1 pseudogene is annotated in these 618 nt (G+C 30.7%); it reads left to right on the top strand.

Features of this window, described 5'->3' with window-relative positions:
- Positions 1-133, top strand: a pseudogene (locus ACJ5GX_RS06895) (Asp-tRNA(Asn)/Glu-tRNA(Gln) amidotransferase subunit GatC); the annotation flags it as partial.
- Positions 134-618 lie beyond the last annotated feature (485 nt).

Below are 618 nucleotides of genomic sequence, written 5' to 3'. Positions count from 1 at the left end.
CTTTTTGTTAATAGATAAGGATGTCCATGTACGCGATGATATTATAAATACTCAAAACATTAAAGAAGAAATATTATCCAAAACAAAATCAGAGCATGGGTATTTCGTAGTACCGAAGGTTATAAACGATTAAGATAAAGCAAGATTTATAACGATTTTATAGATCGATCACCTCCGTGCAAGAATATTACCTACTTACAGCATCGCAAACGTTACTCATTGTCCCGTATAATAATATTGGTGAACAAAATGTATCTATTAACAAAAAGCAGTCTGCCTAAAATAATAACGATTCAAAAAGTCTACTTACCTATCTAATTTAACCCAAAAAACCTAACTAACTACACCAGTAAGAAATATAACCATTATAAAAATAACTGAAAGACCATGATTATTTAAATTTTAAAATAACTATACTTTCTCGCTCGCCTTCTCCTACTACATATATCTATAACATAACAAAAACATTTATCTTTCTTGTTGCGTATAATACCTGACAACCTTAGTATGTATTGATCGATCATCGTTTACGTAAGTTAGGTCGATACCTGACTTGAGAAGAGATTTGAAGGCTTTGGAGGTTATGTTGATACGTTTGTTCACCAATATTATTATACG

The organism is Wolbachia endosymbiont of Tuta absoluta, from assembly GCF_059414725.1.
This window is presented reverse-complemented; position numbering and strand designations above follow the sequence as displayed.